Annotated in this window: 14 protein-coding genes; 3 read left to right on the top strand and 11 right to left on the bottom strand. The window is 75.7% G+C overall.

The genetic code is table 11. The features are described from left to right. Window positions 1–75: 75 nt before the first annotated feature. Entirely contained in the window at window positions 76–804 is a 729-nt protein-coding gene (locus tag ACI79D_RS19020) for an SDR family oxidoreductase (protein ID WP_456920037.1), read from the top strand. Window positions 805–814: 10 nt separating this feature from the next. On the opposite strand, the gene ACI79D_RS19015 is transcribed toward ACI79D_RS19020, so the two are convergent. Both ACI79D_RS19015 and ACI79D_RS19010 read right to left on the bottom strand, forming a co-directional pair. After that, on the bottom strand, window positions 815–2,608 hold the full coding sequence (locus ACI79D_RS19015; RefSeq protein ID WP_456920036.1) for a glycoside hydrolase family 15 protein: 1,794 nt from the start codon (window positions 2,606–2,608) through the stop codon (window positions 815–817). Between the two features lie 74 nt (window positions 2,609–2,682). Next, on the bottom strand, window positions 2,683–3,249 hold the full coding sequence (locus ACI79D_RS19010; protein ID WP_456920035.1) for an AAA family ATPase: 567 nt from the start codon (window positions 3,247–3,249) through the stop codon (window positions 2,683–2,685). 251 nt (window positions 3,250–3,500) lie between these two features. On the opposite strand from ACI79D_RS19010, the gene ACI79D_RS19005 reads away from it, so the two are divergent. Further along, window positions 3,501–4,103: a PadR family transcriptional regulator gene (locus tag ACI79D_RS19005; protein WP_456920034.1), complete on the top strand. Its 603-nt coding sequence runs from the start codon at window positions 3,501–3,503 to the stop codon at window positions 4,101–4,103. Window positions 4,104–4,185: 82 nt separating this feature from the next. On the opposite strand, the gene ACI79D_RS19000 is transcribed toward ACI79D_RS19005, so the two are convergent. The 6 genes from ACI79D_RS19000 to ACI79D_RS18975 all read right to left on the bottom strand — a co-directional run bounded on the left by ACI79D_RS19000 (window position 4,186) and on the right by ACI79D_RS18975 (window position 9,815). Next, window positions 4,186–5,145: a VOC family protein gene (locus ACI79D_RS19000; protein ID WP_456920033.1), complete on the bottom strand. Its 960-nt coding sequence runs from the start codon at window positions 5,143–5,145 to the stop codon at window positions 4,186–4,188. 299 nt (window positions 5,146–5,444) lie between these two features. Further along, window positions 5,445–6,464 (bottom strand): amidohydrolase family protein, encoded by a 1,020-nt coding sequence (locus tag ACI79D_RS18995; protein WP_456920032.1) that lies wholly within the window; start codon window positions 6,462–6,464, stop codon window positions 5,445–5,447. A gap of 40 nt (window positions 6,465–6,504) precedes the next feature. Next, a complete protein-coding gene (locus ACI79D_RS18990) occupies window positions 6,505–7,281 on the bottom strand; it encodes a DUF1932 domain-containing protein (RefSeq protein ID WP_456920031.1) in 777 nt (258 codons plus the stop codon). After that, complete coding sequence (locus tag ACI79D_RS18985) at window positions 7,278–8,384, bottom strand: 4-oxalomesaconate tautomerase (protein WP_456920030.1); 1,107 nt, start codon at window positions 8,382–8,384, stop codon at window positions 7,278–7,280. Before ACI79D_RS18985 ends, ACI79D_RS18990 begins: the two co-directional genes overlap by 4 nt. Continuing rightward, the gene (locus ACI79D_RS18980) at window positions 8,377–9,087 is read right to left on the bottom strand and encodes a 4-carboxy-4-hydroxy-2-oxoadipate aldolase/oxaloacetate decarboxylase (protein ID WP_456920029.1); all 711 of its coding nucleotides are present in this window, start codon (window positions 9,085–9,087) and stop codon (window positions 8,377–8,379) included. The genes ACI79D_RS18985 and ACI79D_RS18980 overlap by 8 nt, the downstream gene beginning before the upstream one ends. An 83-nt stretch (window positions 9,088–9,170) precedes the next feature. After that, window positions 9,171–9,815, bottom strand: a complete 645-nt coding sequence (locus ACI79D_RS18975; protein ID WP_456920028.1) for a GntR family transcriptional regulator — start codon at window positions 9,813–9,815, stop codon at window positions 9,171–9,173. A 135-nt stretch (window positions 9,816–9,950) separates the two neighbouring features. Here ACI79D_RS18975 and ACI79D_RS18970 point away from each other — a divergent pair, with 135 nt between their 5' ends. Beyond that, window positions 9,951–10,841, top strand: coding sequence for a LysR family transcriptional regulator (locus ACI79D_RS18970; RefSeq protein WP_456920027.1), 891 nt, complete (start codon window positions 9,951–9,953; stop codon window positions 10,839–10,841). A gap of 4 nt (window positions 10,842–10,845) precedes the next feature. On the opposite strand, the gene ACI79D_RS18965 is transcribed toward ACI79D_RS18970, so the two are convergent. The 3 genes from ACI79D_RS18965 to ACI79D_RS18955 form a co-directional block, all read right to left on the bottom strand. After that, window positions 10,846–11,718 (bottom strand): ABC transporter substrate-binding protein, encoded by an 873-nt coding sequence (locus tag ACI79D_RS18965; protein WP_456920026.1) that lies wholly within the window; start codon window positions 11,716–11,718, stop codon window positions 10,846–10,848. Between the two features lie 32 nt (window positions 11,719–11,750). Further along, window positions 11,751–12,551, bottom strand: a complete 801-nt coding sequence (locus ACI79D_RS18960) for a hypothetical protein (protein ID WP_456920025.1) — start codon at window positions 12,549–12,551, stop codon at window positions 11,751–11,753. A 90-nt stretch (window positions 12,552–12,641) separates the two neighbouring features. After that, a complete protein-coding gene (locus ACI79D_RS18955) occupies window positions 12,642–14,087 on the bottom strand; it encodes a lipase maturation factor family protein (protein ID WP_456920024.1) in 1,446 nt (481 codons plus the stop codon). Window positions 14,088–14,135: the final 48 nt, after the last annotated feature.

Genomic DNA, 14,135 nt, shown 5'->3' with positions numbered 1-14,135 from the left:
CCCCACGCCTGCCAGACTCGCCGACCGGTGTCCCGAGCGTTCCCGGAGGTGTCGGCGGTGGGCCGGAGGGTGTGCGTGGTGACGGGGGGCGGCCGTGGCATCGGCGCGGCCACGAGCCTGCGGCTGGCCCGCGACGGCTGGGACGTGTGCCTGTCCTGGACCAGCCGCGAGGAGCCGGCCGAGGAGGTGGCCGCGGCCTGCCGGGCGGCCGGCGGGCAGGCCGTCGCCGTCCGGGCCGACGTGTCCCGGGAGCCCGACGTGCTCGGCCTGTTCGCGACCGCGGCCACGCTCGGCCCGGTGCGGGGGCTGGTGAACAACGCGGGGGCGCTCGGCCTGCAGTCGCGGGTCGAGGACCTCGACGCGGCCCGCATCGAGCGCACGCTGGCGGTCAACACGCTCGGGGCGTTCCTGTGCGCCCGCGAGGCGGTCCGCGCGATGTCCACCCGGCACGGCGGGGACGGCGGCGGGATCGTCAACGTCTCCTCGCGGGCCGCCGTCCTGGGCGGCGCGGAGGAGTACGTGGACTACGCGGCCGCGAAGGCCGCCGTCGACGCGCTCACGGTCGGGCTGGCCAAGGAGGTCGCGGCCGACGGGATCCGCGTGAACTCGGTGCGGCCCGGGCTCATCCGCACCGACATCCACGCGTCGGGCGGGGAGCCGGGGAGGGTGGACCGGCTGGCGCCGACGGTGCCGATGCGCCGCGGCGGGGACCCCGAGGAGGTGGCCGCCGTCGTCGCCTGGCTGCTGTCCCCGGAGGCCTCCTACGTGACGGCGACCGTCGTCGACGTGGCCGGCGGCCGCTGAGCCGAGGAGGTCAGGAGCCGCCGAGCGCGCGGTCGAGGTTCACCGCGGCGCTGATCAGCGCCAGGTGGGTGAACGCCTGCGGGAAGTTGCCCAGCGCCTCCCCGGAGGGGCCGATCTCCTCGGCGTAGAGGCCGACGTGGTTGGCGTAGGTGAGCATCTTCTCGAAGACCATGCGGGCCTCCTTGACCCGGCCGGCCCGGGTCAGCGCCTCCACGTACCAGAACGAGCAGAGGTTGAAGGTCCCCTCGCTGCCGGTCAGCCCGTCGTGGCCGGTCATGGCGTACCGGTGCACGAGGCTGTCGGAGACGAGCTGCTCGCCGATCCGGTCGAGGGTGGAGAGGAAGCGCGGATCGGTGGGGCCGGCGAACTTCACCAGCGGCATGCACAGCAGCGACGCGTCCAGGGCGGTGCTGCCCGGGTGCATGACGTAGGCGCCGATCCGCGGGTCCCAGCACTCGTCCTGCACGAAGCGGTAGGCGGCGCCGGCCAGCTTGCGCCACCTCGACACCGGCGCCGGCAGGCCGCGGTCGCGGGCCAGCCGGCCGGCCCGCTCGAAGGCCACCCAGGTCATCAGCGCCGAGTAGGTGAACCGCTGCCGCGGCCCCCGGACCTCCCACACCCCCTCGTCGGGCTCCTCCCAGTGGTCGGCCAGCCAGTCGAGGCGCTTGGAGAGCCCGGTCCACAGGTCGTAGGAGATCGGGACCTCGCGGTTGTAGAGCCAGACCGAGTCCATCAGCTCGCCGTACACGTCGATCTGCCGCTGGCCGACGGCGTTGTTGCCGATCCGCACCGGCGCCGACCCGCGGTAGCCCTCGAGGTGGTCGAGCACCGTCTCGGGCAGGTGCTCGCTGCCGTCGACCGCGTACATGATCATGACGTCGCGCTCCGGCGTCGCGGCCTCGCAGCGCTGCTGGATCCACTCCATGAAGGCCGCGGCCTCCTCCAGGAAGCCGAGCGTCATCAGCGCGTAGGTGGTGAAGGCGGCGTCGCGCAGCCAGGCGTAGCGGTAGTCCCAGTTGCGGCTGCCGCCGAGTTCCTCCGGCAGCGAGGTCGTCGGCGCGGCGACCAGGGCGCCGGTGGGGTGGTAGACGAGCAGCTTGAGGGTGAGCGCGGACCGCTGCACCATCTCCCGCCAGCGGCCGCGGTAGCGGGACTGCGCCAGCCAGCGCTGCCAGAACTGCGAGGTCTCCTCGAAGTGCCGGTCGGTCTCTCCCGGCTGCAGCGGCCGCACCTCGCCGCGCCACTCGAGCTCGAAGTCGACCGTCTCGCCCGCGTCGAGGGTGAAGGTCGCGCCCACTCCCCCGCCGTCCTCGACCTTGAGCGGCACCGGCGTGCGCAGCACGCAGGTGCCGGCGGCCGACCGGAACACCGCACCGACGCCCTCCACGACGTCGACGGTGTGCGTGGCCCGGCCGTAGTCGAAGGCCGGGGTGCAGGACAGCTCGAAGGTGGCCCGCCCGCGGACGGCGCGCGCCTGCCGGACCAGCAGGTCGCGCGGCGCGGCACTGCTGCTGGTCTCGGGGACCATGAAGTCGACGACCTCGCCCACCGCGTCGGCGGCGAGGAACCGGGTCATGAGGATGTTGGTGTCGGGCAGGTAGAGCTGCTTGGGCCGCGCCGCCGTCCGGCAGGACAGCGCGAACGAGCCGCCGCGCTCGGCGTCCAGCAGCGCCGCGAACAGCGACGGCGCGTCGAAGCGGCCCGGGCAGTACCAGTCGATGGTGCCGTCGGTGCCCACCAGCGCGGTGGTGCGCAGGTCGCCGATGACCGCGTGCTCCTCGATGGGCAGGTAGCCGCGCGTCACGCCGTCGTCCCCCGCCCGGTGGTGCCCACCTCCTCACGGTCCCCCGGCGACGTGTCGCCCCTGTTGAGCCGCTGTTACGGAGTCCGCGCGCCCAGGACCTCGGCGAGGCTCGTCCGGCCGGCCCGCTCCCGGTCGAGGCGGCGCACCTCCCCCGGGCCCGGGTCCTGCAGCAGCCGCGCCCAGCGGGCGGCGTGCCGACGCATCCGGCGGACCGGGATCCGCCGTCCCCGGGCGGCCTGCCCGCTCTCGGCCAGCTCCCGGGGCACGTCGAGGAGCACCAGGCGCACCGACCGGCCGGCCCGCCCGGCGGCCCACAGCACGGCGGCGCGCCAGGTCCGGCTGGTCCACGGGTCGGTGAGGACGACGACCGGCGCCGGCCCGCCGACGCCGCGCAGGACCCGCACCCGGTGCCGGAGGTGGACCCACGGGCGCAGCAGGCGGTAGGGCAGGCGCAGCGGGTTGCGGAGCCGGGCGGCAACCTGCTCGGAGTCGTAGGCCGCCACCCCGGGGACGCCGGGGCCCAGCAGCCGCCGCAGCAGCGTCGTCTTGCCGCTGCCGGGCAGGCCGGCGACGACGACCAGGACGCGGGCGTCGCCGGCCACGGGCCGCGCCGGCGCGGTCGGGGCGGGTGCGGTGGGCATGGGCGCCTCCTCGGTCGAGGACGACGGTGCACGCCCCTCCTCGACGGATCCGGTGCGGCGGCTGGGCGGTCGCTGTGAACACGTCGGGGCGCTGCCGCCCGTTCCCCGGGCGCCGGACCCGTGACGTCGTCGCCTTCCGCGCGCCGTGCGGCGAGGGCGGCGGCCCTCCCGCGGGATCCGCTCCCGAAGCCCCTCGACGGATGACGGTAACGATGTATCGTTACCGTCATCCGATACGACAGGAGGACAGCATGAGACCCATGCGAGACCACGACGGCCGGCACCCCGGCCTGCGCCACCACCACCCCCGGCACGGCGCCTTCGGGCCGCCCGACGGCCCCCCGCGGCCGCACCGCCGCGGCGGCCGGGGACGCGCCCCGCGCGGCGACGTCCGCACCGCGGTCCTGCTGCTGCTGGCCCAGGAGCCCATGCACGGCTACCAGCTGATGCAGGCCATCGCCGAGCGCAGCGGCGGGCGGTGGAGCCCGAGCCCGGGGGCCATCTACCCGACCATCGCCCAGCTCGAGGACGAGGGCCTGGTGACGGTCACCGCCGAGGCCGGCCGCAAGCTCGTGACGCTCACCGACGCCGGCCGCGAGCACCTGGAGACCCGGCAGCAGACCTGGCCCGACCCGTTCGCCGGCCGCGGCGAGGCGGGCCCGGGCGACGACCTGCCCGGCCTGGTGCAGCAGCTGCACGGCGCCGTCCGCGAGGTCGCCCGCACCGGCACCGACGCCCAGCGCGCCGCGGCGGCGCGGGTCCTGGCCGACGCCCGCCGGTCGATCTACCTGCTGCTCGCCGAGGGACCCGGGACGCCCGAGACCCCCGGGGCGCCCGAGACGCCCGGCTCGTGACCGGCCGGCAACGCCCGCAACGGCATCGACGCCCCTCCCGCGGCTGCGGGAGGGGCGTCGGTGCGGAGGGGGTGCCGGGCGGTCAGTGCCCCGGGGTGTCGACCGGCGGGGTGCCGTGGGTGTGGAAGGTCTCGATCGTCTTGAGCCCCCACGCCTGACCCTTGGCCCGCTCGGCCTCGGTCCAGTCGACCGGCTGCCAGTCGGGGGCCAGCATCACCCGCGCCCCGGCGTTGCACAGCTCGATCCGGTTGCCGCCGGGCTCCCAGACGTAGAGGAAGAACGTCTGCTGGATGGCGTGCTTGTGCGGCCCGGTCTCGATGTGCACGCCCTGCTCGAGGGCGATGTCGGCGGCGCGCAGGATGCCGTCGCGGGTGTCGACGGCGAAGGCGATGTGGTGCAGCCGGCCGGGGGTCTGCGTCCAGTCGCGGGTGTACACCGCGTCGTAGGTCTTGTTGGTGAAGGTGGTCCAGCTGCCGGCGACGGTGCCGTCGTCCATCACGATCTGCTCGGTGACCAGCGCACCGAGGGTGTCGCGCAGGAAGTCCCGGTTCACCACCGGCTCCACGCCGAGGTAGTTGATGTGGTCCAGCCGGCGCACGGCGACCCCGGAGGAGGGGTAGGCCTGGGCCTGGTTCTTCAGCGCCGGCCTGAGGTCGGCCGGCGGGGTGTACCACTCCGACTCGTAGTACAGCCCCAGCTCGTGGCCGTCGGGGTCGGTGAACACGTAGGTCGGCCCGTACCCCGGGTCGCCGTCCTGCCAGCCGATCCCCCGCCCGGTCGCCTCGATCTCCTCGACCCGCCGCTGGAGCGCCTCGGGGCTGGCCGCGCGCAGGTTCGTCCGGCCGACGCCGGAGGTGCGGTGCGCGGTGAGCTTGATGGTGGCCTGCTCGTAGTCGTCCCACGCCCGGAGGTAGACCGAGTCGCCCGACGACCCGTTCTCCGTCATCCCGAGGTACCGGGTGAAGAACTCGACGCTCTCCTCCAGCACCGGGGTGCGCAGCTCGACGTGGGCCAGGTGGGCGATCTCGTGCAGCGGGGGCATGACCTCTCCAGTCGACGATCCGGGGTGCGGGGGCGGACGGGCCGAGGGCGTGGCTCGCGTCACGCCCCGAGTCTGCGAGAGGCCCAGCGATCAGTCCAACGCCATGGTGTGGCCGCAGCGATCGCGGGGCGCGATCGGCCGCGGCCGCGACGACCGCACCGGGGTGGGGGCCCCCCCCCCCCCCCCCCCCCCCCCCCCCCCCCCCCCCCCCCCCGCCCCACCCGCCCCCCCACGCCGCCCCCGCCGCCGACAACGGTGGCGGCCACCGCCCCCCCCCCCCCCCCCCCCCCCCCCTCCGCTCAGCGGCCGCGGGCCTCCAGGGCGGCGTCGAGCCGGGGGTACACCCGGCGGACGTTGCCCTCGAAGACCTTCGTGCGGTCCTCCGGCGTCAGGTCGAGCGCCTCGACGTAGCGCCGGGTGTCGTCGAAGTACTGCCCGGTGCGCGGGTCGATCCCCCGGACGGCGCCGACCATCTCCGAGCCGAACAGGATGTTGTCGATGTCGATGACGTCGAAGAGCAGGTCGATGCCCGGCTGGTGGTAGACGCACGTGTCGAAGAAGACGTTGCCCATCACCGCCTCCTCGACGGCGGGCCGGTCGAGCATGTCGGCCAGCCCGCGGAAGCGGCCCCAGTGGTAGGGCACGGCCCCGCCGCCGTGCGGGATGACGAACCGCAGGTCGGGGAAGTCCTTGAACAGGTCGGCCTGGACGAACTGCATGAACGCCGTCGTGTCGGCGTTGAGGTAGTGCGACCCGGTGGCGTGGAAGTTCCGGTTGGTCACCGCGGACACGTGGACCATGGCCGGGACGTCGAGCTCGACCATGGCCTCGTAGAACGGGTACCAGCTGCGGTCGGTCAGCGGCGCCGACGTCCAGGAGCCGCCGCTGGGGTCGGGGTTGAGGTTGCACCCGACGAAACCGAGCTCCTCGACGCACCGGCGCAGCTCGGCCACCGAGTTGCCGATCGGGACGCCGGGCGACTGCGGCAGCTGGCAGACCCCGATGAAGTTGTCCGGGTAGAGCTCCACGACCCGGGCGATGAGGTCGTTGTTGACCTGGGCCCAGTGGGTGCTCACCGCCTCGTCCCCCAGGTGGTGGCCCATCGCCGAGGCGCGCGGCGAGAAGACGGTGAGGTCGATGCCCCGCTCGCTCATCAGCCGCAGCTGGCTGCCCTCGATCGTCTCGCGGATCTCGTCGTCGGAGATCTGCGGGTAGGCGGGCGGCTCCGCGCCGGCGGCGAACGCCTGCTCCTGCTCCGTGCGCCAGGCGGTGTGCGGCGCCGGCGCGGTCGTGTAGTGGCCGTGGCAGTCGATGATCATGCGGTCTCTCCTCGCGTGGGGGTGGGGGGCGCCGTGCCGCTCAGCCGTCCTGCCGGTCGCGCAGCTCTCCGAGCAGGTCGCGGGCGGCCGCGGCGATCCGGGGCGGCACGCCGAGCTCGGTGAGCTGGTCGGTGGCGGCGGTCATCTCGTCGGCGCGGCGCCGGGCGTGCCGGTGGGTGCCGTCGACGAGCCGGTCGATGGTGCGCTCGTCGAAGCCGGCCAGCTCCGCGCTGATGTTGCCGCGCAGCCAGTCGGCGCAGCCGGCGGCCTCGGCCGCGGCGAGCGCCTCGACCACCGCGGCGGCCAGCCCCTTGTAGAAGACGCTGCGCAGCAGCTTGCGGGAGATCGCCTCCCCGGCCGGACCCGGCTGGATCGTCACCGAGATCCCGAAGCCGGCCAGGAGCTGGGCGTAGCGCTCCGCGCCCTCGCCGGAGACCAGCATCGGGGTGCGCAGCCCCTTGCCGGGCACCGGCGACATCAGCGCGACGTCGACGACCGGGACGTCGCGGCCGGCCAGCTGCTCCACCAGGGCGGCCTTCACCCCGGGAGACGCGGTGTTCAGGTCGGCCCAGACCGTGCCGGGACGCAGCGCCGGCAGGGCGTTGACCAGCGCCGTGACCGCGTCGTGCGAGCTGTTCGCGCTGAGCACCAGGTCGGCGTCGGCGACCGCCTCGGCCTCGCTGCCGCGCGGCTGCACCCCCTCGACCACGATCCCCTTGGGGTCGTAGCCCCGGACGTCGGCGCCGGCCGCGACGAGGCCGCGGCCGATCTCCGATCCCGCCTCGCCCAGCCCGAGGAGCGCGATGCGGGCGGTCACCGGGCACCCGCCGCGGCACGCGGGAACGCCGTCCCGTCGAACAGCTTGCGCGCCGTCCGCACGACCCCGGAGCGCACCACCCGCGGCGGGGTGGCCGCGGCGTCGACGACGACGTCGACCAGCAGGTGGCCGGTGGGGTGCTCGACGTCGACCTGCGACCGGCCGGCGTCCCAGGCGGCGGTGAGCTCGTGCCCGACCGCCCCGGGCAGGAGCATGCCGGTCGCGACGCTCACCGCGGCCAGCACGCCGATCGAGGTGTGCGGCTGCACCGGGATGAACGACCGGGTGCACACCTGGCCACCGTCCCGGGCGGGGGCGACCAGCACGGTCTTGGGCACCGACGAGCGGCTCACGTCCCCGAGGCCCATGAGCTGCCCGGCCTTGGTGCGCAGCGCGTCGACCCGCTCGAGCAGCGCGGTGTCGGTGGCCAGCTGCTCGTGCGGCTCGTAGCCGGTCAGCCCGAGGGACTCCGCCGTCGCGACGACCACCGGCATGCCGTTGTCCACGCAGGTGACCTCGACCCCGTCGACGGTGTCGCGGAGGTGGCCGGTGGGCAGCAGGCTGCCGGTCGCCGACCCCTCGGTGTCGGTGAAGGCGAGCACCACGGGCGCGGCCGTGCCCGGCACGCCGGCGATCGCCACGTCGCCGCGGTACTCGACCCGGCCGCCCGGGGTGGCGAACGTGGCGACCGCGACGCTGTCGGAGTTGACCATCCGGATCCGCACGGTGGTCTCCTCCGCGCCGGCGGGCACCAGGCCGCGTTCGACCGCGAACGGGCCGACGCCGGCCAGGATGTTGCCGCAGTTCTGCTGCGTGCCGACGGTGGCCTCGTCCACCCCCAGCTGCAGGAACAGGTAGTCGACGTCGGCGTCCGGGTGCTCCGACGGCCCGACGACGGCGACCTTGCTGGTCAGCGACGTCCCGCCGCCCAGCCCGTCGATCTGCCGCGGGTCGGGGGTGCCCATCAGCCGCAGCAGCAGGTCGTCGCGGGCGGCGGGGTCGGCGGGCAGGTCGCCCGGCTCGAAGAACAGCCCCCGGGACGTGCCACCCCGCAGCATCGTGCAGCGGACGCCGGCGTCGTCGTAGCCGGAGGCGTCAGTCACCGCCGGCCTCCTTCCGGTACTCCTCGTAGGTCAGGTACTCGATGCCGAACTCGGGCAGCCGCTCCCGCAGGCCGTAGCGGTCCAGCCCCAGCTGCCCCTCCTGGAAGGCGGCGCGGGCGGCGGCCTCCTTGTCCAGGCGGGCCTGCGAGGCGGTCAGCGCGCGGGCGACGTCGGCCCGGGGCACCACCATCACGCCGTCGTCGTCGCCGAGCACGACGTCGCCGGGGTGGATCGTCTGGCCGCCCAGGACCACCGGCACGTTGACCGCGCCGGCGGTGGCCTTGACCGAGCCCTGCGCGCTGATCGCCCGCGACCAGGCGGGGAAGCCCATCTCGCGCAACTCGGCGACGTCGCGGACGCCGCTGGCCAGGATCACGCCCCGCACGCCGCGGCGGGCCAGCGCGGTGGCGAACAGCTCGCCGAACAGCCCGTCGGTGGACGGCGAGTTGGTGGCCACCACGAGGACGTCGCCGGCCCGGCACTGCTCGACGGCGACGTGGATCATCAGGTTGTCCCCGGGCCAGCACACGACCGTGACGGCGGTACCGCCGATCCGCGCGCCCGGCCACGCCGGCCGGTACTCGGGGCCGAGGTAGCCGACCCGGCCCAGCGCCTCGTGCACGGTCGCCACGCCGAAGGTGCCCAGCTTCTCGGCCTCGCCGGCGTCCGCCCGGGGCGGGTCGGTGACGACGACGGTCCTCATGCCGTCACCGCCGGGGCAACGGCGCGCTTCGCGGAGTGGGGGTGGGACACGGACGGCTCCTCGGGGGTGGGGGGAACGGGACATCAGTCGGCGACGGACTCGGTGAGGGCGGCGACGACTCTGCGGAAGTGGCTGCGCGCCGCCGACTCGGCGGCCGGCGGGTCGCGGTCGGCGATGGCGTCGACGACCCGCCGGAGCTCGGCGAGGGACTGCTGCGCGCGGCCGGGCCGCAGCGACAACTGGAACTGGTGGCGCACGATCTGCGCCTGCAGGCGCTCGATCAGCCGGCCGGCCGTGGCCTGGCGCGCGGCCTCGCGGATGAGCGCGTGCAACTGGGCGACGAGGGCGGAGTACTCCAGCAGGTCGCCGTCGGCCACGGCCTGCCGCATGCGCTCGCACTGGTCGCGCAGCCGGTCGACCTCGGCCTCGGTGACGCACTCGGCGGCCTTCGCGGCCAGCAGGCCCTCGAGCACGGCGCGGCACTCGGTGATCTCGATCGCCTCGGCGACGGAGACCGTGCGGACCCGGGCGCCGCGGTTGGGGATCCGCTCGACCAGCCCGTCGGCGATGAGCGCGTCGAGCGCCAGGCGGACGGCGTTGCGGCTCACGCCGAACCCCTCGGCGAGGTCGGCCTCAACGAGCCGGTGCCCCGGCGGCAGGTCGCCGCGGGTGATGGCGTGCCGCAGCCGGCTCTCGGCCGCGACGCGGCCGTGCGCCCCGTCCTCCATGCGCCCTCCCGTGACCTCTGCCGATCACCCTAAACCCGTCGACAGAATTGTCAACAATCGTGTCGACAGTGCCCTGCCGGCGCCTCGGCCACACTGTCGACCTCGTCGATGCGGCCCCACTGATCGGAGACGGCGATGGATCTGCGCCAGCTGGAGTACGTCGTGGCTGTGGCCGACGAGCGCAGCTTCACCCGGGCGGCCGCCCGCTGCCACGTCGTCCAGTCGGCGCTCAGCGCCCAGGTCGCCCGGCTCGAGCGGGAGCTGGGCGTGACCCTGTTCCACCGCACCAGCCGCTCGGTCCGGCTGGCTCCCGCCGGGGAGCTGCTCCTCCCCCACGCCCGGGCCCTCCTCCGGGGCGCCGAGGTGGCCCGGGCCGAGCTGGACGCCTTCGCCGGGGTCGTCACCGGGCGGCTGCGGCTGGGCATGGTCGGCACGGCCGGGAGGGGCGTGCCCCTGGTCGAGCAGACCCTGCTGGCGTTCCACGAGCGGCACCCCGCGGTGGAGATCGCCGTCCAGGACACCGGGAGCCGGAGCATGGCCGAGCAGGTCCGCACCGGGGACCTGGACCTGGCCTTCGTCGGCCTGTTCGGCGACCAGGTCCCGCCCGGCGTCGTCCACCACCTGCTCGCCGACGAGCCCCTGGTGGCCGTCGTCGCCCGCACCCACCCCCTCGCCGGGCGCGCCGGCGTCTCGCTGCGGGAGCTGGCCGCAACCGGTCCGTTCGTGGAGATGCCCGACGAGTCGGGCCTGCGCCTGCAGGCCGACGCGGCCTTCGCCCGCGCCGGCGTCGAGCGGGCGCTCGCCTTCGAGCTCGGCACCTCCGAGGCCGTCGCCCGGTTCGCGGGGCTCGGCTTCGGCGCCGGGCTGGTTCCCGCGTCGACGGCCGCGCAGGTGCCCGGCGTCGCCGTCCTGCCCGTCGACGACGCCGCGGCGCGGCACCCCATCGGGCTGGTGCACCGGGCCCCCGCACCCTCCACGCCCAGCGCCCGCGCGTTCCTCGACCTGCTCCTCGACGGGGCCGGCTGATCGGTCAGGCCGGGCGCGCCACGCGGCCGGGCGGGGGTGCCGGGACGGCGTCCGGGTGCAGCGCCCAGGCCAGCGCCGCCACGCCGTCGACGAGGGCGGGGCCGGCCCGCACCACGTAGCCGGCCGAGTCGATCGCGAGCAGCGGGACCCCCGGCAGGTGCTCGCCGACCGGGCCGCACTGGTCGAGGGCCGCCGCCAGCCCCATGCCGCACGGCGCGACGACGACGAGGTCGGCCGACGGCAGGTCGGCCCAGGCGACGGCGACGCTGCGCCCGCCCTCGACCGCGCCCACCGGCTCCCCGCCGGCCCGGCGCACCAGCTCGGGCACCCAGTGCCCGGCGAGGTAGGGCGGGTCGGTCCACTCCAGCACCAGCACGCGGGGCCGGGGCCGCCCGGCGACCGCCCGCTCGACCTCCCGCAGCCGGGCCCGCAGGTCCGCGACCAGCGCCTCGCCGGCGTCGGCGGCGCCGGCCGCGCGGCCGACCGCGGCCACGGCGGCCAGCACGTCGTCGAGGCTGTGCGGGTCGATCGACAGCACCGCGGCGTCGGTGCCGATGGCCCGGCAGGCCTCCTCCACCGTCGCCGCCGGCAGCGCGCAGACCCGGCAGAGGTCCTGGGTGAGGATCAGGTCGGGATCGGCCGCGGCCAGCGCCGCGCGGTCCAGCTCGTACAGCGGCAGCCCGCGGGCGGCCCGCTCGTGCACCAGCGCGTCGATCGCGGCGGGCGTCAGGCCCGGCGGGATCACCGTGTCCACCACGACCGGGCAGCGCTCCCGGGCCTGCGGCGCGCACTCGAAGGTCACCGCGACGAGCCGGTCGGCCAGCCCCAGGGCCGTCACGATCTCCGTGGCCGCCGGCAGCAGGGAGGCGATCCGCACGCCGCCCACGCTAGCCGCGGCGCGGCGCTCCCTCAGGCGACGTGCTCGTCCACCACCGCGTCGGCGCGGCGCAGGAACGCCTGCAGGGCCGCGGGGTCGTCGCTGCCGATGTGGTCGACGCCGGCCGCGAGCAGCTCGCCCCAGACGGCCTCGCGGACCGCGGCCGAGCCCTCCGGCGTCGCCCGGAACCGCAGCCGGTGGCCCCGGGCGTGGGCGGCCGTGACCAGGGCGCGCAGGTCCTCCCGCTCCGTCGCGGGCATGGCCCCGACGCCGGTCCAGGTGAAGCGGGCGCTCCAGTCGTCGCTGACGACCGGCACCAGCGACGGCGGGAAGCCGGTGCCGAGGTCGGCGGGCCGGCCGTCGAGGGCGCAGAACCGCAGCCGCGCGGCCGCGAGGGCCACCGGCGGGCGGTTGCCGCTGACGACCACGGTGACCGGGCGGCGCCGGACGGTGCCCCCGGTCCAGTGCGTGACCAGCCGCGGGGAGCGGCGCAGCAGCCCCTCGAGCGCGGCGTGCGTGGTCCGGTCCTCGCTGCGGACGTCGACCAGCAGCTGCAGCGACCCGGCCCAGCCGCGGTGCACCGCGCCCCCGAGCGCGGCCACCCGGGCGGCCAGCGGGTCCAGGTAGAGCGCCGAGAGGGTGACCCCGGGCCGGGTGCCGGCCCGGTCGCAGTCCACCCGCAGCTCGCCGTCCACCAGCCGGACGCCCACCTCGACGCTGGTGCAGCCGGAGTGCAGGGCGTCCCCGAGGGAACGGCGGGCGCCGGTGCCGGACGCGTGGGCGCGGGCCAGCGGCGGGGCGGGGCGGGTGCGGGCGACGTCGAGGGGGATCACGCCGCGAACGCTCGCCGTCGAGCGCGACCTCCCCACGGCAGCGACGTGACCGGCGGTTGAACGCGGCCCGACGAACCGGGTCGTCCCGGATCACCGTGACGGCGAGGTCAGCTGGTCCAGGGAGACGGGGTCGACCAGCACGCCGGCGGAGGTGCGCGACCACCAGGCGCCGGTCTCCCGCCGCTCCTGCCGCGTGGTGAACCGGTAGCGGTACAGCCGGACGCGGACGAACGCCGGCGGCGACTCCGGCGGGAACGGCGACCGGCGCAGCAGCCGCAGCGTGGCCCGGTCCCCCTCGAGCAGCCGCTGGAGGAAGGGCCGCAGCCAGCGGCTGCCGTAGCCGGGGTCGATGCCGACGAACCACATCAGCCAGTCCAGCCGCAGGTGGTAGGGCGCGTACTGCGGCGGACGACGGCGCACGTCGCCGGGCTTGCCGCGGAACTCGTACTCCTGCCAGGGGGTGTCCGGGCCGGGGTGCGGGTCGTCGGTGCCCTCCACGACCACCTCGTAGCGGGTGCGGGTGACCGACCCGAAGGCGCCGTAGGTGTTCACCAGGTGCAGCGGGTCGAAGCTGGCGTTCATCCGCTGCCGCCGCGACACCAGGTTGCGGGCCGGCCGCCAGCTGAGCACCAGCAGCCCCGCGGTGACCACGACGACGAGGACGGTGTGCCAGGTCGGCGCGGCCAGGTCCGCCGGCGGGTCCACCGGCAGCACGGCGTCCCAGACGCGGCCGTCGACGACCGAGGTCGCGAGGACCAGCGTGAGCCAGTTCAGCCAGGCGAAGTTGCCGCTGAGCACCAGGTAGCCCTGGGTCACGATCACCACGAGCGCGGCGACGGTGGCCACCGGCTGCGGCAGCAGCAGCCCCCACACGACGACCAGCTGGGTGGCGTGGTTGGCCAGCGCCTCGACCTTGTGCAGCCGGGGGCTGAGGTGGTGGAACCACCAGCTGGCCGGGTTGGGCATCGGCTGGGTCTCGTGGTGGTAGCGCAGGCAGGTGAGGTCCCGCCAGCAGGGGTCACCGCGCAGCTTGATCAGGCCGGCGCCGAACTCCAGCCGGAACAGCAGCCAGCGCAGCAACCACAGCACCAGCGTGGGCGGTGCCACGTGGGCCGGGCCGAGGAAGACCGCGAGGAAGCCCGCCTCGACCAGCAGCGACTCCCAGCCGAATCCGTACCAGATCTGTCCCACGTTGACGATGGACAGGTACAGCGCCCACATCAGCGCCCAGACCGCCATCCAGGCCCACAGCGGCGCCCGGTCGACCAGGCCGACCAGGGCGGCCGCCGAGCAGGCGATGCCGATCCAGCAGACGGCGGCGAAGAACCGGTCGGAGAAGTGCAGGTGGAACAGGCTCGGGGCCCGGCGGAACGGCGTCCGGGCCAGGAAGCGGGGCACCGGCAGCATCCCGCGCGTGCCGATCAGCGGCCGGAACTGGCGCAGCGCCGCCACGAAGGCGACCAGGTAGACCAGCGCGAGTCCGCGGGTGAACACCAGCCGGCTCGACCAGTAGCCCGGGTCGGAGAGCCAGTCCACGCCCGCTCCCTACCCCGCGGGAGCGCCCCTCACCGGGCCGGGCCGACG

The organism is Geodermatophilus sp. SYSU D00708 (assembly GCF_054050115.1).
This window is presented reverse-complemented; position numbering and strand designations above follow the sequence as displayed.